The sequence below is a fragment of the Colwellia sp. PAMC 20917 genome (assembly GCF_001767295.1).
Taxonomy (GTDB): Bacteria; Pseudomonadota; Gammaproteobacteria; order Enterobacterales; family Alteromonadaceae; genus Colwellia_A.
Window position 1 is genome coordinate 2,084,679 of sequence record NZ_CP014944.1, and the last position, 20,394, is coordinate 2,105,072.

Annotated in this window: 30 protein-coding genes and 1 tRNA gene; 1 reads left to right on the forward strand and 30 read right to left on the reverse strand. The window is 40.8% G+C overall.

The window, feature by feature from the left end; all coding sequences use genetic code 11:
- Nucleotides 1-97 precede the first annotated feature (97 nt).
- The 8 genes from rpoB to A3Q34_RS09005 form a co-directional block, all read right to left on the reverse strand.
- Nucleotides 98-4,126, reverse strand: coding sequence for a DNA-directed RNA polymerase subunit beta (gene rpoB / locus A3Q34_RS08970; RefSeq protein ID WP_070375047.1), 4,029 nt, complete (start codon nt 4,124-4,126; stop codon nt 98-100).
- A gap of 259 nt (nt 4,127-4,385) precedes the next feature.
- Nucleotides 4,386-4,745 carry a 50S ribosomal protein L7/L12 gene (gene rplL, locus A3Q34_RS08975; protein WP_070375048.1) on the reverse strand — a complete coding sequence of 120 codons (360 nt, stop codon included), beginning with the start codon at nt 4,743-4,745 and terminating at the stop codon, nt 4,386-4,388.
- 114 nt (nt 4,746-4,859) lie between these two features.
- The gene (gene rplJ / locus A3Q34_RS08980) at nt 4,860-5,354 is read right to left on the reverse strand and encodes a 50S ribosomal protein L10 (RefSeq protein ID WP_070375049.1); all 495 of its coding nucleotides are present in this window, start codon (nt 5,352-5,354) and stop codon (nt 4,860-4,862) included.
- Nucleotides 5,355-5,653: 299 nt separating this feature from the next.
- Nucleotides 5,654-6,358 (reverse strand): 50S ribosomal protein L1, encoded by a 705-nt coding sequence (gene rplA / locus A3Q34_RS08985; RefSeq protein ID WP_070375050.1) that lies wholly within the window; start codon nt 6,356-6,358, stop codon nt 5,654-5,656.
- A 3-nt stretch (nt 6,359-6,361) separates the two neighbouring features.
- On the reverse strand, nt 6,362-6,790 hold the full coding sequence (gene rplK, locus A3Q34_RS08990; protein ID WP_070375051.1) for a 50S ribosomal protein L11: 429 nt from the start codon (nt 6,788-6,790) through the stop codon (nt 6,362-6,364).
- Nucleotides 6,791-7,057: 267 nt separating this feature from the next.
- On the reverse strand, nt 7,058-7,654 hold the full coding sequence (gene nusG / locus A3Q34_RS08995) for a transcription termination/antitermination protein NusG (protein ID WP_197517671.1): 597 nt from the start codon (nt 7,652-7,654) through the stop codon (nt 7,058-7,060).
- A gap of 2 nt (nt 7,655-7,656) precedes the next feature.
- Complete coding sequence (gene secE / locus A3Q34_RS09000) at nt 7,657-8,037, reverse strand: preprotein translocase subunit SecE (RefSeq protein WP_070375052.1); 381 nt, start codon at nt 8,035-8,037, stop codon at nt 7,657-7,659.
- A gap of 87 nt (nt 8,038-8,124) precedes the next feature.
- Nucleotides 8,125-8,201 (reverse strand) — tRNA-Trp (locus tag A3Q34_RS09005).
- Nucleotides 8,202-8,452: 251 nt separating this feature from the next.
- Between A3Q34_RS09005 and A3Q34_RS09010 the strand changes: the two genes are divergently transcribed.
- On the forward strand, nt 8,453-8,857 hold the full coding sequence (locus A3Q34_RS09010; protein WP_070375053.1) for an OsmC family protein: 405 nt from the start codon (nt 8,453-8,455) through the stop codon (nt 8,855-8,857).
- A 39-nt stretch (nt 8,858-8,896) separates the two neighbouring features.
- Here A3Q34_RS09010 and A3Q34_RS09015 read toward each other — a convergent pair whose 3' ends face one another.
- From A3Q34_RS09015 to rpsC, 22 genes are all read right to left on the reverse strand, one after another.
- Entirely contained in the window at nt 8,897-9,796 is a 900-nt protein-coding gene (locus A3Q34_RS09015) for a phosphoribulokinase (protein ID WP_070375054.1), read from the reverse strand.
- A 150-nt stretch (nt 9,797-9,946) separates the two neighbouring features.
- Nucleotides 9,947-10,351 (reverse strand): 50S ribosomal protein L17, encoded by a 405-nt coding sequence (rplQ, locus tag A3Q34_RS09020; RefSeq protein ID WP_070375055.1) that lies wholly within the window; start codon nt 10,349-10,351, stop codon nt 9,947-9,949.
- Nucleotides 10,352-10,393: 42 nt separating this feature from the next.
- Nucleotides 10,394-11,383 carry a DNA-directed RNA polymerase subunit alpha gene (locus tag A3Q34_RS09025; protein ID WP_070375056.1) on the reverse strand — a complete coding sequence of 330 codons (990 nt, stop codon included), beginning with the start codon at nt 11,381-11,383 and terminating at the stop codon, nt 10,394-10,396.
- A gap of 24 nt (nt 11,384-11,407) precedes the next feature.
- Nucleotides 11,408-12,028 (reverse strand): 30S ribosomal protein S4, encoded by a 621-nt coding sequence (gene rpsD / locus A3Q34_RS09030; RefSeq protein WP_070375057.1) that lies wholly within the window; start codon nt 12,026-12,028, stop codon nt 11,408-11,410.
- 33 nt (nt 12,029-12,061) lie between these two features.
- Complete coding sequence (gene rpsK, locus A3Q34_RS09035) at nt 12,062-12,451, reverse strand: 30S ribosomal protein S11 (RefSeq protein ID WP_070375058.1); 390 nt, start codon at nt 12,449-12,451, stop codon at nt 12,062-12,064.
- A gap of 13 nt (nt 12,452-12,464) precedes the next feature.
- On the reverse strand, nt 12,465-12,821 hold the full coding sequence (gene rpsM, locus A3Q34_RS09040) for a 30S ribosomal protein S13 (RefSeq protein WP_070375059.1): 357 nt from the start codon (nt 12,819-12,821) through the stop codon (nt 12,465-12,467).
- A gap of 158 nt (nt 12,822-12,979) precedes the next feature.
- On the reverse strand, nt 12,980-13,093 hold the full coding sequence (rpmJ, locus tag A3Q34_RS20055; RefSeq protein ID WP_083277954.1) for a 50S ribosomal protein L36: 114 nt from the start codon (nt 13,091-13,093) through the stop codon (nt 12,980-12,982).
- 38 nt (nt 13,094-13,131) lie between these two features.
- Nucleotides 13,132-14,460: a preprotein translocase subunit SecY gene (gene secY / locus A3Q34_RS09045; protein WP_070375060.1), complete on the reverse strand. Its 1,329-nt coding sequence runs from the start codon at nt 14,458-14,460 to the stop codon at nt 13,132-13,134.
- A 6-nt stretch (nt 14,461-14,466) separates the two neighbouring features.
- Nucleotides 14,467-14,901 (reverse strand): 50S ribosomal protein L15, encoded by a 435-nt coding sequence (gene rplO, locus A3Q34_RS09050; protein ID WP_070375061.1) that lies wholly within the window; start codon nt 14,899-14,901, stop codon nt 14,467-14,469.
- Nucleotides 14,902-14,903: 2 nt separating this feature from the next.
- Complete coding sequence (gene rpmD, locus A3Q34_RS09055; RefSeq protein WP_070375062.1) at nt 14,904-15,083, reverse strand: 50S ribosomal protein L30; 180 nt, start codon at nt 15,081-15,083, stop codon at nt 14,904-14,906.
- Between the two features lie 6 nt (nt 15,084-15,089).
- Nucleotides 15,090-15,599, reverse strand: a complete 510-nt coding sequence (gene rpsE, locus A3Q34_RS09060) for a 30S ribosomal protein S5 (RefSeq protein WP_070375063.1) — start codon at nt 15,597-15,599, stop codon at nt 15,090-15,092.
- 9 nt (nt 15,600-15,608) lie between these two features.
- Nucleotides 15,609-15,962 carry a 50S ribosomal protein L18 gene (gene rplR, locus A3Q34_RS09065; protein ID WP_070375064.1) on the reverse strand — a complete coding sequence of 118 codons (354 nt, stop codon included), beginning with the start codon at nt 15,960-15,962 and terminating at the stop codon, nt 15,609-15,611.
- Between the two features lie 9 nt (nt 15,963-15,971).
- Nucleotides 15,972-16,505 (reverse strand): 50S ribosomal protein L6, encoded by a 534-nt coding sequence (gene rplF, locus A3Q34_RS09070; RefSeq protein ID WP_070375065.1) that lies wholly within the window; start codon nt 16,503-16,505, stop codon nt 15,972-15,974.
- 10 nt (nt 16,506-16,515) lie between these two features.
- Entirely contained in the window at nt 16,516-16,905 is a 390-nt protein-coding gene (gene rpsH / locus A3Q34_RS09075) for a 30S ribosomal protein S8 (protein WP_146799770.1), read from the reverse strand.
- 19 nt (nt 16,906-16,924) lie between these two features.
- Nucleotides 16,925-17,230: a 30S ribosomal protein S14 gene (gene rpsN, locus A3Q34_RS09080; protein ID WP_070375066.1), complete on the reverse strand. Its 306-nt coding sequence runs from the start codon at nt 17,228-17,230 to the stop codon at nt 16,925-16,927.
- 4 nt (nt 17,231-17,234) lie between these two features.
- Nucleotides 17,235-17,780, reverse strand: a complete 546-nt coding sequence (gene rplE, locus A3Q34_RS09085; RefSeq protein ID WP_070375067.1) for a 50S ribosomal protein L5 — start codon at nt 17,778-17,780, stop codon at nt 17,235-17,237.
- Between the two features lie 15 nt (nt 17,781-17,795).
- Nucleotides 17,796-18,110, reverse strand: coding sequence for a 50S ribosomal protein L24 (rplX, locus tag A3Q34_RS09090; protein WP_070375068.1), 315 nt, complete (start codon nt 18,108-18,110; stop codon nt 17,796-17,798).
- Nucleotides 18,111-18,122: 12 nt separating this feature from the next.
- On the reverse strand, nt 18,123-18,491 hold the full coding sequence (gene rplN, locus A3Q34_RS09095; RefSeq protein ID WP_070375069.1) for a 50S ribosomal protein L14: 369 nt from the start codon (nt 18,489-18,491) through the stop codon (nt 18,123-18,125).
- Nucleotides 18,492-18,824: 333 nt separating this feature from the next.
- On the reverse strand, nt 18,825-19,076 hold the full coding sequence (gene rpsQ / locus A3Q34_RS09100) for a 30S ribosomal protein S17 (RefSeq protein ID WP_070375070.1): 252 nt from the start codon (nt 19,074-19,076) through the stop codon (nt 18,825-18,827).
- Entirely contained in the window at nt 19,076-19,267 is a 192-nt protein-coding gene (rpmC, locus tag A3Q34_RS09105) for a 50S ribosomal protein L29 (protein ID WP_070375071.1), read from the reverse strand. The genes rpsQ and rpmC overlap by 1 nt, the downstream gene beginning before the upstream one ends.
- Nucleotides 19,267-19,680, reverse strand: coding sequence for a 50S ribosomal protein L16 (gene rplP / locus A3Q34_RS09110; protein WP_070375072.1), 414 nt, complete (start codon nt 19,678-19,680; stop codon nt 19,267-19,269). Before rplP ends, rpmC begins: the two co-directional genes overlap by 1 nt.
- A gap of 10 nt (nt 19,681-19,690) precedes the next feature.
- Nucleotides 19,691-20,386: a 30S ribosomal protein S3 gene (gene rpsC, locus A3Q34_RS09115; RefSeq protein ID WP_070375073.1), complete on the reverse strand. Its 696-nt coding sequence runs from the start codon at nt 20,384-20,386 to the stop codon at nt 19,691-19,693.
- Between the last annotated feature and the right edge of the window lie 8 nt (nt 20,387-20,394).

A 20,394-nucleotide genomic window follows, 5' to 3' on the forward strand; every position in this document is an offset into this window, starting at 1 on the left:
CTTCTCCTGTCGGAGTTAAACCTTAAAGAGAAAGCAGTTGCCTGCTTTCTCCGTGTACTGACTCATCAATTTGATAGTCAGCATGCAGCTTTGGAAGCTAGTCCTGATCTAATTCGATGTTAATACCTAACGAACGAATTTCTTTCAACAATACGTTGAATGATTCAGGAATGCCTGGCTCCATTCTGTGATCACCGTCTACTAAGTTTTTATACATCTTAGTACGACCGTTAACATCATCAGATTTAACCGTTAACATTTCTTGTAGCGTATAAGCAGCACCGTATGCTTCTAGTGCCCATACTTCCATCTCACCGAAACGTTGACCACCAAATTGCGCTTTACCGCCAAGAGGTTGTTGCGTTACTAATGAGTAAGAGCCAGTAGAACGTGCATGCATTTTGTCATCAACTAAATGGTTAAGTTTTAACATATACATGTAGCCAACCGTTACAGGACGTTCAAATTCACGACCAGTACGACCGTCAGTTAAGATAAACTGACCGCTTTCAGGCATATCTGCAAGTCTAAACATCTCTTTGATTTCTTTCTCTGCTGCACCATCAAATGCTGGAGTAGCAATAGGAAGACCGGCACGCAAGTTATTAGCTAAACGCATCACTTCATCATCAGAGAAGCTCGCGATGTCAACAACTTGACGAGATTCACCAACATTGTAAACTTCTTGAATGAAGTTACGTAGTTTATGAATTTCTTGTTGCGCTTCCAACATACGGTTGATTTTTTCGCCAATACCACGACACGCCATACCTAGATGAGTTTCTAAGATCTGACCAATGTTCATTCGTGATGGTACACCTAACGGGTTAAGTACCACATCAACAGGAACACCATATTGATCGTAAGGCATATCTTCGACTGGAACGACGTTTGAAATAACACCTTTGTTACCATGACGACCGGCCATTTTATCACCCGGTTGGATGTGGCGTTTAATCGCTAAGTAAACTTTGATAATTTTAAGAACACCTGGAGCTAAATCAGCACCTTGAGTGATCTTACGACGTTTAATTTCAAACTTCTTATCGAAATCAGCTTTAATATTGTCGTATTGCTCAGCAATTTGTTCAAGCTCAGATTGTTGACCTTCGTCAGACAAGTTTTGAACTAACCAATTTGCACGAGACATACTATTAATGTCTGATTCGTTTAAGCCAGCAGATAAAAGAAGGTTTTTAGCACGAGCATAAATACCATCTTCTAAGATGCTAAATTCATCGCCTAAATCTTTCTTAACTTCTTTAAGTTGTAATTCTTCAATTTCAACAGCGCGCTTATCTTTTTCTACACCGTCACGGGTGAAGATTTGAACGTCGATGATAGTACCTTTAACTGAATTAGGTACACGTAAAGAGCTGTCTTTAACGTCAGCTGCTTTTTCACCGAAAATAGCACGTAATAGTTTTTCTTCTGGTGTTAATTGTGTTTCACCTTTAGGAGTAACTTTACCCACTAAGATATCGCCACCATTAACTTCAGCACCGATGTAAACAACACCCGCTTCATCTAATTTAGATAGAGCTGATTCACCAACATTAGGAATATCAGAAGTAATTTCTTCACTACCTAATTTAGTGTCTCGTGCTATACAGGTTAATTCTTGAATATGAACAGTAGTGAAACGATCTTCTGTAGCAACACGTTCAGATAACAACATTGAATCTTCGAAGTTGTAACCATTCCAAGGCATAAACGCTATACGCATGTTTTGACCTAGGGCTAATTCACCCATGTCCGTTGAAGGACCATCAGCTAAAACATCACCACGTGTAACAGGTTCACCCATACGACACTGTGGACGTTGGTTGATACATGTATTTTGGTTTGAACGCGTATATTTAGTTAAGTTATAAATATCAATACCGGCTTCACCAGCATGCATTTCGTCTTCATTAACTTTAACAACAATACGAGAAGCGTCAACATAGCTGACTACACCACCACGTTTTGCAACAGCAGTTACACCTGAATCAACAGCTACAACTTTTTCCATACCTGTACCGACTAACGGCTTATCAACGATAAGAGTTGGTACGGCTTGACGTTGCATGTTTGAACCCATCAGGGCTCTGTTAGCATCATCGTGCTCAAGGAACGGGATTAAACTTGCTGCAACTGAAATAATCTGTTGTGGCGAAACATCCATGTATTGGACTTGTTCTGCCGAGATTAATGTAAATTCGTTTTTGTGACGACATTGTACTAAGCCGTCTACTAACTTACCTTCACTATCAACCGGAGCTGTAGTTTGGGCAATAACGAAGTTACCTTCTTCAATTGCTGATAAATAATCGATATCATCAGTGACTAAGCCATCAACTACTTTACGATATGGAGTTTCTAAGAAACCGTAATCGTTAGTACGTGCATAACACGACAGTGAGTTAATCAAACCAATGTTTGGACCTTCCGGCGTTTCGATAGGACATACACGACCATAATGGGTCGGATGTACATCTCGAACTTCAAAACCAGCACGTTCACGCGTCAAACCACCTGGGCCTAATGCGGAGATACGACGTTTATGCGTCACTTCTGATAACGGGTTGTTTTGATCCATAAACTGTGACAATTGTGAAGAACCGAAAAATTCTTTCACAGCCGCAGAGATAGGCTTAGCGTTGATGAGGTCTTGTGGCATGATAGCGTCTAAGTCACCAAGACTTAAACGTTCACGCACAGCACGTTCAACACGTACTAGACCAACACGGAATTGGTTTTCTGCCATTTCGCCAACAGAGCGAATACGACGGTTACCTAAGTGATCGATATCATCAGTCTCGCCTTTACCGTCACGAATGGCGATTAAGGTTCTCATTACTGAAATAATGTCATCGTTAGATAAAATGCCACTTCCAACATCGTCTGAATTGCCAACACGACGGTTGAACTTCATTCGACCAACGGTTGATAAATCATAGCGTTCTGGAGCAAAAAACAAGTTAGTAAATAACGTTTCTGCTGCATCTTTTGTTGGTGGCTCGCCTGGGCGCATCATGCGGTATATTTCAACTAAAGCTTCTAGCTTGTTTGAAGTACCATCAACACGAATAGTGTCAGACATGTATGAACCAACATCGAATTCATTCATGTATAAGGTAGAAAGAACTTTATGGCCAGCTTGGCTTAGCTCTGCTAATAACTCTAATGTTATTTCAGCATTGGCTTCAGCGATAACTTCACCAGTAGACTCATCGATGTAAGCTTTAGATAAAACTTTACCTACGATGTACTCAGCTGGGACTTCTAGCTTTTCAAGATTTTCTTTCGACAATGAACGAATATGACGTGCAGTAATGCGACGACCTTGTTCTACTAATACATCACCATTTTTCAAACAAATGTCAAACGTTGCCGTTTCACCGCGTAAGCGCTCAGGGATTAAATCCATGATCAACTTATCGCCTTTGATTGAAAAGTCAGTGGTGTCATAGAACATGTCTAGAATTTCTTCAGTAGAATATTCTAAGGCACGTAAAATGATTGACGCCGGTAATTTACGACGACGGTCAATACGTACAAATAAATTATCTTTAGGATCAAACTCAAAATCTAACCAAGAACCACGGTAAGGAATAACGCGTGCGTTATATAATACTTTACCAGATGAGTGTGTTTTACCTTTATCATGATCGAAAAACACACCTGGAGAACGATGTAATTGCGAAACAATAACACGCTCAGTACCATTAATAACAAACGTACCGTTGTCTGTCATTAATGGGATTTCACCCATGTATACTTCTTGTTCTTTGATATCTTTAACTGTGCCTGCTGGCGCTTCTTTATCATAAACTACTAAACGTAATTTAACGCGAAGCGGCGCAGAATAGGTTACACCGCGGATTTGACATTCTTTGACATCAAATAACGGTTCGCCAAGTCTGTAGCTCACATATTGTAACTCTGAGCTACCAGAGTAAGCTTTAATTGGGAAAATAGAATGAAACGCAGCCTCTAGGCCTGTTTCACCTGTTGGATCAATATCAATAAACTTACGGAAAGATTCGAGTTGGATTGATAACAAGAATGGATAATCCATTACTTGTATGCTTTTACCAAAGTCCTTGCGAATACGTTTCTTTTCGGAGTAAGAGTAAACCATGGGGTTCCTCAGCTTGCTGGTTATGGCCGATCTGCCTTTAAAATACCAATTGGACTAGACAACTTCAGTATAGCTTCATACTTTGTGTTAGCTAATCCAATTGGTATCAGACAGGATATTGCAATGGTACTTAATACATTTAGTACCAATTATGCACTTTTTGGTTTAAAAAAAACCACTTTCTTTAGCGCAAAAAGGCCGGTGACTTTAAAGTCACCAGCCATTGCCTTTTCAGGCAAATAATCTGTTTAAAAACAGATTATTTGATCTCAACAGAAGCGCCAGCTTCTTCAAGAAGAGTCTTAAGAGCTTCAGCTTCAGCTTTGTCAACGCCTTCTTTAACAACGCCAAGAGCTTCAACTAAGTCTTTAGCTTCTTTAAGGCCTAAACCTGTAGCGCCACGAACTGCTTTGATTACTGCAACTTTCTTCTCACCGAAGCTAGTCATAACAACGTTGAATTCGCTTTGCTCTTCAACAGCTTCAGCTGGTCCAGCAGCGGCAACAGCAGCTGATGCAGATACGCCAAATTTTTCTTCCATTGCTTCGATTAAAGCAACAACGTCCATTACTGACATGTCAGCAACTGCGTTTAGGATATCGTCTTTAGAAATAGACATTTTAAATTTCCTGTTTTTTAATAAACAGCCTTTGGCTGTTTGAAATAACTATAAATACAAAAAGTGCGAATTGTGCTCTGCCTATGTTTAAGTAATAGCAGAGGTAAACAATTATTAAGCGGCTTCTTGTTCTTTCTGATCGCGTACTGCAGCAATCGTGCGGACTAATTTGCCTGCAGATGCTTCTTTCATTGCGCTCATTAAACGTGCAATCGCTTCGTCGTAAGTAGGTAGCTTAGCTAACACATTTACGTCTACTGAATTACCTTCAAATGCAGCTGCTTTTAAATCAAAGGCTTCGTTAGCTTTAGCGAAGGCTGTGAATAAACGTGCAGCAGCACCTGGGTGATCAGATGAAAAAGCAATTAATGAAGGTCCTTTGAATACGTCAGAAACACATTCAAATTGAGTACCTTTTACTGCACGACGTGCTAATGTGTTACGGACAACTTTCATCCATACACCACTTTCACGTGCTTGCTTACGCAATGCAGTAATTGCTTCCACTCCAACACCACGGGCATCCGCGATTACAACTGAGTGAGCGCCACTAGCAGCTTCTTGAACTTCAGCAACAATTGCCTTTTTGTCATCAAGATTGATAGCCATTGGCTTTAACTCCTGGTTCACCGGTTAAATAAACCGGTATTTACTATCCCTAGCTTATATTCTTTTAAAGAAAGTAAACTAGGCCGTTACGGCGAGGACCAGAATTAGGAAATACTGGGTAATCACCATCTACGTAGGAAAAATTAAGTCTATTAAAGTAAATAATTACCTCATAAACTCCTACGGTCTTTGACGGGGTTGTTTAAACTATTAAAAGAATAAAACAACACCTACCAAAATTTTTAAGGGCGAAATTATAGTCTATAATTTAACCCTTGTAAAGTGCAAAAAATGTGACTTTACTTAGAAACTGCTGTCAAACTAGCTTGGTTTACCGATACACCGGCGCCCATAGTAGTTGAGATAGAAAGTTTCTTAATGTACTGACCTTTAGCATTTGCTGGTTTAGCTTTCTTTAAAGCTTCCAATAAAAACTCTAGGTTTTCTTGTAATTTAGCATCGTCGAAATCAGCCTTACCAATAGTAGTATGGATGATACCGTTTTTATCATTGCGGTAACGGATCTGGCCCGATTTTGCATTGTTAATAGCGGTTACAACGTCTGGTGTTACAGTACCAACTTTAGGGTTAGGCATTAAACCACGTGGGCCTAAAATCTGACCAAGTTGACCAACAACACGCATAGCGTCTGGAGAAGCGATTACAACATCAAAGTTCATCTCGCCTTTTTTAACTAATTCAGCTAAATCTTCCATACCTACGATGTCAGCACCAGCTTCTTTCGCTTTCTCAGCATTTGCGCCCTGTGTAAATACAGCAACACGAACATCACGGCCAGTACCATTTGGTAATACAGCTGCGCCACGTACGTTTTGGTCTGATTTACGAGCATCGATGCCAAGATTTACAGCAACATCTACACTTTCACGGAAGTTTGCAGTAGCAAGTTCTTTTAATAAAGAAATGGCTTCAGCAATATCATAATCTTTTAATACGTCTACTTTTTCACGGATTAGACGAGCGCGTTTCGTTAATTTAGTCATTGATTAGTCCTCTACCACTAAACCCATTGAACGAGCAGAACCCGCAATGGTACGCACTGCAGCTTCCATAGAACCAGCAGTTAAGTCAGCTTCTTTTGTCTTAACAATTTCTTCAAGTTGAGCTGTAGTAACAGTACCCACTTTGTCAGTGTTAGGACGGCCAGAACCGCTTTTGATGCCAGCTGCTTTTTTCAATAAGTAAGAAGCAGGTGGTGTTTTTGTTTCAAATGTAAAAGAACGATCGCTGTATACAGTAATAACTACTGGTACTGGAGCGCCTTTTTCTAAAGATTCTGTTTTTGCGTTGAACGCCTTACAAAATTCCATGATATTAACACCGTGTTGACCTAAAGCAGGACCAACTGGCGGTGACGGGTTTGCTGCACCAGCAGCAACTTGTAGCTTGATTAGAGCTTGGACTTTCTTAGCCATTTTTCAATACCTTTAGTTTGGGTGTTAACGCTAAAATTTAAATCAGCTCCCCGTTGTTCGATTATCCTTACTTTTTCCTAAACGACGAAGTCACTTAAAAAAAATAGGCAGCGGATTATATATTAAAAAAGCCCTTTTACACAAGACTTTAATGAAAATCTTATTTATATGGCTTCTGGGGGAGTTGAACGGATGTTATTGATATAACAAAAAAGGCTAGAGATTCACATCTCTAGCCTTTTCGAATTATTATTTATTATTGAGCGGTTAGCCTTTTTCGACTTGTCCGAACTCTAAATCTACTGGTGTTGAACGACCAAAGATTAATACTGATACTTTAATACGGTTTTTATCGTAATCTAATTCTTCAACAACGCCGTTAAAGTCAGCAAATGGACCATCAATAACACGAACCACTTCGCCGGGCTCAAACAATGTTTTAGGACGAGGCTTGTCGGTATCTTCTAGTCTTTGTAAAATACGGTCAGCTTCTTTTTGTGAAATAGGTGCTGGGCGATCACTGGTACCACCGATAAAACCTAAGACACGCGGGACACTTTTAACTAAATGCCAAGCTTCAACATCCATTTCCATTTGTACTAATACATAGCCAGGGAAAAACTTACGTGAACTCTTACGCTTTTGACCAGCACGCATTTCAACGACTTCTTCGGTAGGCACAAGAATTTGACCAAACTTTTCATGCAAACCTTGAATCTCGATATGCTCAACCAAGGTTTTTTGCACGCGTCCTTCATAGCCAGAAAAAGCTTGCACAACATACCAACGTAATTTCGGGTTTGTGTTAATTGCTTTTTCTTCGTTTTGTTCATTCTCTTCAGGAGATAAAATTTCTTCAGTCATGATTACACCTTCAAACCTGTAATAAAGCCAACTACCCAAAATAGCGTAGAATCAAGTCCCCACATCACTAAAGACATAATAAAAGTAGCGAACAATACGATACCTGTAGTTTGTATCGCTTCTTGGCGTGTTGGCCAAACAACTTTACGAATTTCAGTACGTGATTCTTTCGCAAATGCAACGGCGTTGTGACCTTTAACAGTTTGCATGGCGATTACACCAGCAATAACGATACCGACAACGGCACCTATCGCACGGTATAAAACGGATTCATCACCGTAAAAATAATTGGCGAAAACGACTCCGGCTAAAAGCAGGATAACGATCATCCATTTTAGCGAATCAAGAGATCCGTTTGGCTGGCTTTCTGTACTTGCATTCATAATATTGACCTGTAAATATTTGCCTATGGCATGTTAACTTCATCACTGAAGTTACTTCAAAAGTATTAAAAAATACTTTATAAAATATGGCAGGGGTAGAGAGATTCGAACTCCCAACCGTCGGTTTTGGAGACCGCTGTTCTACCAATTGGAACTATACCCCTAGTTTACTTTCCATCTAAGATGAAGAGTTACACTTTTCTGGTGAATCTTAGTTTGTTTGGGAATTTAAAGAGACTCAAGAAGTGAGGCGCCATTATACTAATGATATTACTTTTCTCAAGTGATATTTTCTTTTGTCTGCTGTTTGTTGGCTTCAAGGTTCTTTTTCTGATTATCTAGATGAAGCACTAGTAAGTTTCAGCCGATGCACGTTAATATATTACCCATTAATAAGTAGATATAAGGTCTAACAATGAAAGCAAGTGTAAAATGGATGGGTGAAGAGTTATTCATGGGTACTTCGCAAAATGGTCATACGATTGTTTTGGACGCTAACGCCGGTGCGTCTGCCCCTAGCCCGCTAGAGAATGTATTGATTTCATTGGGGGCTTGTTCCTCAGTAGATGTAGTCAGTATTCTTGATAAATCTAGGCAAAACGTCAGTGGTTGTAAAGTGGATATTGAAGCTAAGCGTGTAGACTCAGTGCCGAAACTGTTTTCTGATATTCATCTGCACTTTGTGATAACAGGTCAGGAAGTTTCAGCAAAACACGTCGAGCGCGCCGTTAAGCTTTCTGCTGACAAATACTGTTCAGTAGCATTGATGCTACATAACACTGTACGAATCACCCATGACTTTGAAATAGTCGAAGAGTAAATGCACGATGTGCTGTAATTTACGTTACAGCACAATTTACTACAAATCAGTCATCCAATCTAATTGCTTATTGGCGCGATGCTTTTTCTCCATTAAATCTCTGATCAATGGTGTTAACAGTAATTCCATGGCAAGCCCCATTTTCCCACCCGGCACAACTAAGGTGTTGATCCGTGACATAAAGGCACCGTCAATCATCGATAAATAGTAAGGAAAGTCAACTCCCGTAGCTTCGCGAAAGCGTATCACCACAAAACTCTCATCAAGGCTTGGTATCGCTTTAGCACTAAAAGGGTTCGAGGTATCTACTGTCGGTACGCGCTGGAAGTTGATATGTGTCTTTGAAAACTGTGGCGTTATGTAAGAGATATAGTCTTCCATACTGCGCACTATGCTTGCTGTTACCGCTTCTCGACTATGCCCACGTTGATTAGTATCGCGTATTATTTTCTGTATCCACTCTAAGTTGACTATCGGTACCATACCAATTAGCAAGTCGACATGTTTTGCTACGTCATTTTTTTCAGTGACCACGCCGCCATGTAACCCTTCATAGAAGAGTAAGTCAGTGCCATCACCTAGTTTTTCCCAGGGTGTAAACGTACCCGGCATTTGGTTATAGGGAACGGCTTCATCAAAAGTGTGTAGGTATCGACGCATCTGGCCTTTACCCGTTTCAGAATAAGTGCTGAAAAGTTTTTCTAAGGCGTCGAAATCGTTAGCTTCATCACCAAAATAACTAATGTTTCTTCTGTCTTCTCTCGCCTTACGCTTTTCGAGGTCCATTTCTTGTCGAGAGTACCGATGAAAACTATCTCCTTCAACCGTAGCCGGAGTGATACCCAATGAACGAAATATATGTGCAAACGACTCTATCGTTGTCGATGTACCTGCTCCTGATGATCCGGTTACAGCAATGATAGGATTACGTGATGACATAATTGATTCTCTTAAGAGTGGGGGTAAATGTTATACGGAGAATTTTAAGGTTGGTCAAGTTTACACTAGGGTTGATTATCATTATTTTTAAAAACAAAAACGGAGCCGAAGCTCCGTTTTTAATTTTAAAGCAAATTTAGCTAGGCTAAATTAAGCTTCTGCTGACTCTTCAACTTCTTCTGCAACAACATCTGATGCAGGACGGTCTACTAATTCAACATAAGCCATAGGCGCTTTATCACCAGTACGGAAACCACATTTTAAAATGCGAGTATATCCACCTGGACGTTCTTGGTAACGTGCACCAAGTTCGTTAAATAAAATACCTACTACTTCTTTATCTTGTGTACGAGCAAACGCTAAACGGCGATTTGCAACACTGTCGGTCTTGGCCAATGTAATCAGTGGCTCTACAACGCGACGTAGTTCTTTAGCTTTAGCTACAGTCGTTTTAATAACGCCGTGCTTAACTAGTGAACTTGCCATATTACGGAACATCGCTTGACGATGACTGCTATTACGGTTTAACTGGCGACCGCTTTGACGATGGCGCATAAGTTAATCCTTCTCTCAAACTATTAAAAAACGATAAACGAATTAGTCGTTATCAGCGATGCTTTCAGGCGGCCAATTTTCAAGGCGCATACCTAAAGATAAACCACGAGACGCCAAAACGTCTTTGATTTCTGTTAAAGACTTCTTACCTAAATTAGGTGTTTTAAGAAGCTCAACTTCTGCACGCTGTACTAAATCGCCAATGTATTGAATTGCTTCTGCTTTTAAGCAGTTTGCTGAACGAACTGTTAATTCAAGATCATCAACTGGACGAAGCAAAATAGGGTCAAATAAAGGTTTCTCTTCTTTTGGCTCTACTTCTTTAATATCACGCAATTCTACAAACGCATCTAGCTGTTCAGCTAAAATTGTTGAAGCACGACGAATAGCTTCTTCTGGATCCAATGTACCATTGGTTTCCATATCAAGTACAAGTTTGTCTAAATCAGTACGCTGTTCTACTCGGGCAGAGTCAACATCGTAGGCAATTCTTACAACTGGACTGAACGAAGCATCAACTAACAAACGTCCGATTGCACGATCTTCATCCTCGGCATCGCGTCTAACTGAAGCAGGAACATAACCACGTCCCATTTCAATTTTGATGCGCATGCTGATAGAACCTTCACCTGTTAAATTACAGATTACATGATTAGGATTTGCGATTGTTACATCTCCGTCATGTTGGATATCAGCTGCCGTTACAGGGCCTTCACCGGATTTAGTTAAAGTAATAACAGCTTCGTTTTTACCTTCTAAACTTATAGCTAATCCCTTAAGGTTCAACAATATTTCGATGATGTCTTCTTGCACACCCTCTTTACTACTGTATTCGTGTAGAACGCCGTCAATCTCAACTTCAGTTACAGCACAACCTGGCATTGAAGATAGAAGAATGCGACGTAAAGCATTACCTAAAGTATGACCAAAACCACGCTCTAATGGCTCTAAAGTTACCTTAGCACGAGTCGCGCTAATGGTTTCAATACCAACCAATCGCGGTCTAAGGAATTCGGTTACAGAACCCTGCATATATTTCCTCTCTTAAGTGCTACTTTACTTAGAGTAAAGTTCAACAATTAACTGTTCATTAATTTCGGCAGACAAGTCAGAACGATCAGGAACACGTTTGAAAACGCCTTCAAGTTTCTTGTTATCTACTTCAACCCAGACTGGCTTCTCACGTTGCTCAGCTAATTCTAAAGCAGCGATGATACGCGCTTGAGTTTTAGATTTCTCACGAATAGAAACTGCATCTTCAGCTTTAACATTGAAAGATGGAATATTAACAACTACGCCGTTTACTACGATAGCTTTATGGCTAACTAGTTGACGAGCTTCAGCACGAGTGCTTGCATAGCCCATACGGTATACTACGTTATCAAGACGAATCTCTAAAAGTTGTAACAAGTTTTCACCTGTATTACCTTTCAAACGAGCCGCTTCTTTGTAGTAATTACGGAATTGCTTTTCTAGTACGCCATAAATACGACGAACTTTTTGTTTTTCACGAAGTTGAATACCGTAATCAGACAAACGACCGCGACGTGCGCCGTGCTGACCTGGTATTGTTTCGATTTTACATTTAGTGTCAATTGCTCTAACACCGCTTTTAAGGAACAAATCTGTTCCTTCGCGACGACTAAGCTTTAACTTAGGACCTAAATATCTAGCCATTTTCTTTCTCCAACTATCCTAAAAAAAGTACGATTAAACGCGACGTTTCTTAGGAGGACGACAACCATTATGAGGAATAGGCGTTACGTCAGTAATGTTGGTGATTTTAAAACCAGCAGCATTTAGGGCACGGATTGCAGACTCACGTCCTGGTCCAGGGCCTTTAACGAAAACTTCAATATTCTTCAAACCAAACTCTTTTGCAGCGGCGCCAGCGCGGTCTGCAGCTACCTGAGCAGCAAATGGGGTAGATTTACGTGAACCACGGAAACCTGAACCACCTGCAGTTGCCCAAGATAAAGCATTACCTTGACGATCTGTAAGAGTTACGATTGTGTTGTTGAAAGAGGCGTGGATATGAGCCATGCCATCAGCAACTTGTTTTTTAACGCGTTTACGCGTACGTACAGGTGTTTTAGCCATTGTCTAGTTCCTCTTACTTCTTAATTGGCTTACGAGGACCTTTACGGGTGCGCGCATTAGTTTTAGTGCGTTGACCACGTAATGGAAGACTGCGACGATGGCGTATGCCACGGTAACAACCTAAATCCATAAGACGTTTAATATTCATTGAAACTTCACGGCGTAAATCACCTTCTACGGTGTATTTATCCACTTCAGCACGTAGCAAATCTATTTTTGCTTCGTCTAATTCACTGATCTTCGTTGATTCTGCGATACCTGCTGCTGCACAAATTGCTTTTGCGCGAGTCGCTCCGATACCGAAAATCGCAGTAATGGCGATTACTGCATGCTTACGATCAGGGATGTTAATGCCAGCGATACGGGCCACTAACACATCTCCTATTTAAGGTTAAAATTATCAGGTTGGAAAGCCCGTTAGGATACCCAACCCGTCTTCTTTTCTGCAAATCGAAGCGGCATTATACAGAAATCTCTGCACAATGCTACTTCTAAAAGATATTGCTGTCAGCTTAGATTAATCTAAGCTTAACCTTGTCTTTGTTTGTGCTTTGGTTCTACACAAAGAATGCGTACTACGCCTTTGCGTTTAACCACTTTACAATTACGACAAATCTTTTTTACGGATGCACGTACTTTCATTTTATACTCCGTTTACCTATTGAGTTAAGTCTAACGACCTAACCTTTTAAGTTAGCTTTCTTAAGCACATTGTCATATTGATGAGACATCATATGCGTTTGTACTTGTGCCATAAAGTCCATAATAACCACTACTATAATAAGTAATGATGTACCACCGAAATAGAACTGAACGTCCCATGCGATGATCATGAACTGAGGTACCAAACAGATAAAGGTAATATACAACGCACCCGCTAAGGTTAAGCGTGTCATCACTTTATCTATATATTTAGACGTTTGCTCACCAGGACGAATCCCAGGAATAAACGCACCTGATTTTTTTAGGTTATCTGCTGTTTCACGCGGATTGAAAACAAGAGCCGTGTAGAAGAAACAGAAAAATATTATCGCTGCGGCAAGTAACATAACGTACAACGGCTGACCTGGAGAAATAGCAATAGATACTTCTTGTAGAAAGTCAGCAACTGCACCTTCACCTTGTCCAAACCAACTCGCTAGAGTGCCGGGGAACAAGATAATACTTGATGCAAAGATAGGTGGTATAACACCAGCCATATTAACTTTAAGCGGTAAATGCGTGCTTTGCGCGGCGAAAACCTTACGGCCTTGCTGACGCTTAGCATAGTTAACAACAATACGTCGTTGACCACGTTCTACAAATACTACAAAAAAGGTTACAGCGAATACTATGACACACATCAGCAATAATACTAATAAGTGCAATTCACCTTGACGCGCCATCTCTGCTGTTTGTGCAACAGCTGAAGGCATGCCAGCAACAATACCTGCAAATATTAAGATAGATATACCGTTACCAATACCACGTTCAGTAATTTGTTCACCTAACCACATTAAAAACATGGTACCGGTTACTAAACTTACTACAGCGGCAAAGTAGAAACCAAAACCTGCGTCCATTACTAGACCCGGCATCATTCCTGGTAAACTTCTTGCAATTGCAATTGATTGTACTGTCGCTAGAACTAACGTGCCGTAGCGGGTGTATTGACTGATCTTACGACGTCCAGCTTCACCTTCTTTTTTCAGCTCTGCCATTGCGGGATGAACCACAGTAAGCAATTGCATGATAATTGAAGCTGAGATGTACGGCATAATACCAAGTGCCAATACAGAGGCTCGCTCAAGTGCACCACCAGAGAACATGTTAAACATTTCTACGATGGTGCCCTTTTGTTGTTCAAACAACTGAGCTAATACAGCGGCGTCAATACCAGGGATTGGCACAAATGATCCTAAACGGAACACAATTAGTGCGCCGAGAACAAACCATAATCTTTGCTTGAGCTCAGACATTCCGCCTGCGCCTTTACTACCTTTTGAAGGAGCCATTCCTGGTGTAGCCATGCTGTACTATTCCTCGATTTTTCCGCCAGCAGCTTCAATAGCTGCACGTGCGCCTTTAGTAACACCTAAACCACGAACCGTAATTGGACGGTTAATATCACCAGACAACATAATTTTTGCTGTTTTGATGTTACGTGTAATTAGGTTTGCATCTTTAAGAGCAAAGATATCGACAACATCACCTGTGATGTTGTTTAGTTCATGTAAACGTACTTCAGCGCGAACTAAAGATTTACGTGACGTGAAACCAAACTTAGGTAAACGTTGTTTCAATGGCATTTGACCACCTTCGAAACCTGGACGTACACTACCGCCAGAACGAGACTTCTGACCTTTGTGGCCACGTCCGCCTGTTTTACCAATGCCAGAACCAATACCACGCCCACAGCGCTTCTTAGCTTTCTTTGCACCTGGTGCAGGAGATAAAGTATTTAAATGCATAATTAATCCTCCACCTTAACCATATAAGATACTGTGTTAATCATACCGCGTACAGATGGAGTGTCTTCTAACTCTACTGTATGACGGATACGACGTAATCCAAGACCTCTTAATGTAGCTCTATGCTTCGGTAAACGACCGATAGAACTTTTCATTTGAGTTACTTTTACTGTTTTAGCCATGCTCAATTACCCCAGTATGTCTGCAACGGTTTTGCCACGCTTAGCTGCAACACCTGCCGGCGATTTCATATTCGCAAGAGCTGAAACAGTAGCACGAACTACGTTGATCGGGTTAGTAGAACCGTATGCTTTTGACAATACGTTCTGAACACCTGCAACTTCTAGTACTGCACGCATCGCGCCACCGGCGATGATACCTGTACCTTCAGAAGCTGGTTGCATGTAAACTTTAGAACCAGAATGCTTGCCAATAATGACATGCTGAAGAGTAGTACCCTTCAAATCTACGGTTACTATGTTACGGCGTGCTTTTTCCATTGCTTTCTGGATTGCAGCAGGCACTTCACGTGCTTTACCGTATCCAAAACCAACGCGTCCAGCACCATCACCAACTACTGTAAGTGCAGTGAAACTGAATATGCGACCACCTTTAACCACTTTTGAAACGCGGTTAACGGCAATTAGCTTTTCAGCCATATCACTTTGTTGTGAGTTTTCTTGATTATGATTAGCCATTATCAACTCCTAGAACTGCAGACCAGCTTCACGAGCTGCTTCTGCTAACGCTTTTACGCGACCATGATAACGGAAACCAGAGCGATCAAAAGCAATGCTAGTGATCCCTTTAGCTACTGCACGTTCAGCAATTGCTGTACCAACTGCAGTTGCTGCGGCAACGTTACCTGTTTTATCTAACTGAGCACTGATTTCTTTGTCTAAAGTAGACGCAGATGCGATAACTTCAGAACCCGTTGGAGCGATCAATTGCGCGTAAATATGGCGAGGAGTACGAAATACAACTAAACGATTCGCACCCAACTCGCTAATTTTTGCACGAGCGCGTTTAGCGCGGCGCAAACGAGATGTTTTCTTATCCATAGTATTATCCTACTTCTTCTTAGCTTCTTTACGGCGAACATGCTCGTCACTATAACGTATACCTTTACCTTTATAAGGCTCTGGCTTACGGTAAGAACGAATGTCTGCAGCAACTTGACCAACCAACTGTTTATCAGCACCTTTCAGTATGACTTCAGTTTGACTAGGAGTTTCAACAGTAATCCCATCAGGGATTGCGTGGTTAACTGGATGTGATAAACCTAAAGATAAGTTTAAAGACTTACCATCAGCTTTTGCACGATAACCAACACCGTTTAATAACAATGTTTTTACATAACCTGTACTTACACCTTCAACCATATTCTGGATTAAAGCACGTGTAGTACCGGCTTGAGCCCAAGCGCCTTTAACATCGGCAACGATATTAGTAATGATGCTATTTTCTTCTTGAGAAATAACAACGTCACTATGGATCGTGCGAGATAATTCGCCCATTGGACCTTTAACTATAATGTCTTGACCTGATAACGTAACAGTAACGCCAGCAGGAACAACGACAGGTGCTTTTGCAACACGAGACATATATTTCTCCTTACGCTACGAAACCGATGATTTCACCGCCGATACCCGCAGAGCGAGCAGCGCGATCAGTCATCAGACCTTTAGAAGTAGATACGATTGCAATACCCATACCTGCAAGAACTTTAGGAAGTTCATCACAGCTTTTGTATATGCGAAGACCAGGACGTGAAACACGCTTGATCGTTTCAATTACTTCTTTACCTTCAAAATATTTCAAAGTTACAGATAACTCAGGCTTAACTTCGCCTGATACTGAAAACTCTGATACATAACCTTCTTCTTTAAGCAAGTTTGCAATAGCAACTTTAACTTTAGAAGATGGCATTGTAACTGCAACTTTTGCTGCAGATTGACCGTTGCGAATGCGTGTAAACATATCCGCGATAGGATCAGTCATCATAACAATTTACTCCCGTGAATTACCAACTAGCTTTCTTAAGACCTGGAACTTCACCACGCATCATTGCTTCACGCAATTTGATTCGGCTTAAACCGAATTTACGTAAGAAACCATGAGGACGACCAGTAATGTTACAACGGTTACGTTGACGACTACTTGATGAATCACGAGGTAAACTTTGAAGTTTCAATACAGCATCCCAACGATCTTCTTCAGAAGAATTATCGTTAGAGATGATTGCTTTTAATGCACTACGCTTTTCAGCGTACTGTGCTACTAATTTGGTTCTTTTAGCTTCACGAGCTTTCATTGACGTTTTAGCCATAACTCTACACCTTGTTCTTAAACGGGAAGCTAAAGGCAGACAACAATGCGTGTCCTTCTTCATTATTCTTCGCGCTAGTAGTGATAGTAATATCCATCCCACGAATTTTATCGATTTTATCGTAATCGATTTCAGGGAAGATTATTTGCTCACGTACGCCCATGCTGTAGTTACCACGGCCATCGAATGACTTAGGGTTTAAGCCACGGAAATCGCGGATACGAGGAATAGAGATCGAAATTAAACGCTCTAAAAATTCCCACATACGTTCGCCACGTAGAGTTACTTTTGTACCAATAGGATAACCTTCACGAATCTTAAAGCCCGCAACAGATTTGCGTGCTACAGTCGTAACTGGTTTTTGACCTGAGATTGCAGTAAGATCATTTGTGGCATGGTCTAATACTTTTTTATCAGCAATAGCTTCACCAACACCCATGTTAAGGGTGATCTTTTCAATCCGAGGGACTTGCATGACACTTTTGTATTCGAACTTCTTCTGAAGGTCGTTTACAACAGTATCTTTGTAAAAATCATGCAGTTTCGCCATCGTTTACTCCAATAATTAAACTAGTTCGTTGTTAGATTTGAAGAAACGAACTTTTTTGCCGTCTTCAATTCTAAAGCCTACACGATCTGCTTTACCCGTTTTAGGGTTAACAATCGCTACGTTTGAAACTTGTAAAGAAGCTTCTTTTTCAATAATCCCACCAGGCTGCTGTAACTGAGGTACAGGCTTAGTGTGTTTCTTGATCAAGTTTATGCCTTCTACAAATACTTTGCCGTCATCAACAAGAACTTTAGTGACTTTACCAGTCTTACCCTTGTCTTTGCCAGCTAGTACAATAACTTCATCATCACGACGAATCTTAGATGCCATTATCGTGACTCCTTATAGTACTTCAGGTGCAAGTGAAACGATTTTCATGAACTTTTCATTACGAAGTTCACGCGTCACTGGACCGAAAATACGAGTACCAATTGGTTGTAAGTTAGCATTTAACATTACAGCCGCGTTTTCATCAAAACGGATGGTTGAACCATCTGAACGACGAACACCTTTCTTAGTGCGCACAACTACCGCAGTCAGAACATCACCTTTTTTAACTTTGCCGCGAGGATTTGATTCCTTCACTGCAATTTTAATGATATCACCGATACGCGCGTAGCGACGGTGCGAACCACCAAGAACCTTTATACACTGTACACGTCGAGCGCCGCTGTTATCAGCTACGTTCAGTTGTGATTGCATTTGGATCATTGAGTTTTACTCCGCTATTTATCTAAACAAACTTAGATATAATTTAAGGCCAGAAATTTGACCCGTCACTGCCTTCTACTGCCCCCATAAAAACGTCAGACGAATCCGGAGGGCGCGAGATTATAACACCACCAAAATGAAAGTGATACCTTATTTAGTTAAAAAATAAACAATTGCTAAGCATTCACCCTAGTAAAATATCCTTTAACACCATTGGCATCTCATCATCAAGCCATTAGTTGTCGGCAATATTTTAAGCAAAAAAAAACCCTATCACACTGTGATAGGGTTTTTATTTAACACGTTCGTTAAAACAAATTTACAAAAAGTAAATTATGCTTTAGTAATTACAGCAACTAAAGTCCAGTTTTTAGACTTTGAAATTGGTGCAACTTCACGAATTGTTACTAAATCACCAGCATTACATTGGTTAGTCTCATCATGCACTTTCAACTTAGTTGAACGTGTAAGGTACTTACCGTAAATAGGGTGCTTAACACGACGTTCAATTAATACAGTGATAGACTTATCCATTTTATCACTGACAACACGACCTTGTAGTGTGCGGATTTTAGCTTCGCTCATTACTTACCTGCCTTTTCAGTTATGATAGTCTTTACACGTGCAATATTGCGACGTACCGTTCTTAGCAAATGAGTTTGTGCTAATTGTCCTGTGCTTGCTTGCATGCGATAGTTAAACTGTTCGCGTAATAATGCAAGCATTTCAGTATTTAGCTCTTCAATGCTTTTATCTTTTAATTCACTAGCTTTCATTACATCACCGTTCTAGTTACGAAAGATGTTTTGAACGGAAGTTTAGCCGCTGCTAAAGCAAATGCTTCGCGTGCGATTTCTTCCGATACACCTTCCATTTCATAAAGAACACGGCCAGGTAGAATTTGGCATACCCAATATTCCACTGAACCTTTACCTTTACCCATACGAACCTCAAGAGGCTTTTTAGTAATTGGCTTATCAGGGAATACACGTATCCAGATTTTACCTTGACGCTTTACGTGACGAGTCATTGCTCGACGTGCCGCTTCAATCTGACGCGCAGTCATACGACCACGTTCCATTGATTTTAAACCGAAAGTACCGAAGCTAACTGAGCTACCGACGTGTGCAAGACCACGGTTGCGCATTTTAAATTGCTTACGGAATTTAGTACGTTTTGGTTGTAACATTACTTAGCTCCTACTTAGGCTTGCGGTTGTTTTTTCTTTTAGGTTTAGCCGCTGGTACTTCTGCCTGTAGAGGCATGTTACCAATGATTTCACCTTTAAAGATCCACACTTTGATACCAATAACACCATAAGTTGTGTTACCGCGTGCAATAGCGTAATCGATGTCAGCACGTAAAGTGTGTAGTGGTACACGACCTTCACGATACCATTCAGCACGTGCAATATCTGCACCGCCTAAACGACCACTTACTTGTACTTTAATACCCTTTGCGCCTAGACGCATAGCATTTTGTACAGCACGTTTCATAGCGCGACGAAACATCACACGACGTTCTAATTGACTAGCAATACTGTCAGCAACAAGCTGCGCATCCATTTCTGGCTTACGTACTTCAGCAATGTTGATTTGAGCAGGAACACCAGCAATTTTAGAAACTGCTAAGCGTAGTTTCTCAACATCTTCGCCTTTCTTACCGATAACAACACCCGGACGAGCCGTATGAATTGTTACGCGGATAGATTTAGCTGGACGCTCAATAACTACTTTTGATAATGATGCACGAACAAGCTTCTCTTTCAAATATTCGCGAACCAAATGGTCACCGCGTAAATTTTCAGCGAAGTCTTTGTTACTTGCAAACCACGTAGACGCGAAAGGTTTCGTGATACCTAAGCGAATACCGTTAGGATGAACTTTTTGACCCATACTAATAT